Raw genomic sequence first — 500 nt, 5'->3', positions numbered from 1 at the left:
GTCAATGATGCCGCGATGGGTATGTTTGCGCTATTTGAGTACTTCCCTTATAGCGAAGTCCTATCATTTGCAGGTGTAATCATCGGTTTAGTGTTCTTTGTGACTTCTGCTGACTCAGGCGCGTTGGTACTTGCGAACCTAAGCTCAAGAGGCATGACTAATGACACCGATGCACCAGTTTGGTTACGTTTATTTTGGGCAGCGGCGACAGGTCTTATCACGTTAGGCTTATTGTTTGCGGGCGGTTTTGCCTCATTACAATCCGTCTCTGTGATTGCAGGCTTGCCGTTCTCTCTGATTCTAGTGCTTTACATGATGTCCATGTGGAAGTCACTGAAAGAAGAGGGCAATAAGCGCAAAGCCAGCACGATCGGTACCGCCAATGTACTTGATAGCGGCAAAGGTTGGAAAGCACGCTTGCAACGCATTGTGAGTTTCCCAGGACACGCGCAGGTCGAAAAATTCTTGAAAACAGTCGTAATGCCAGCGATGACTGAGGT

1 protein-coding gene is annotated in these 500 nt (G+C 48.0%); it reads left to right on the top strand.

The window, feature by feature from the left end:
- Positions 1 to 15: 15 nt before the first annotated feature.
- On the top strand, positions 16 to 500 hold a 485-nt coding region (locus tag ACS8FC_RS21335; RefSeq protein WP_439298245.1), incomplete at its 3' end, for a BCCT family transporter.

Source organism: Psychrobacter sp. 1Y4, assembly GCF_051847555.1.
Note: the sequence above shows the minus strand (reverse complement) of the source record. Positions and strands in the feature narration are given on the sequence as shown.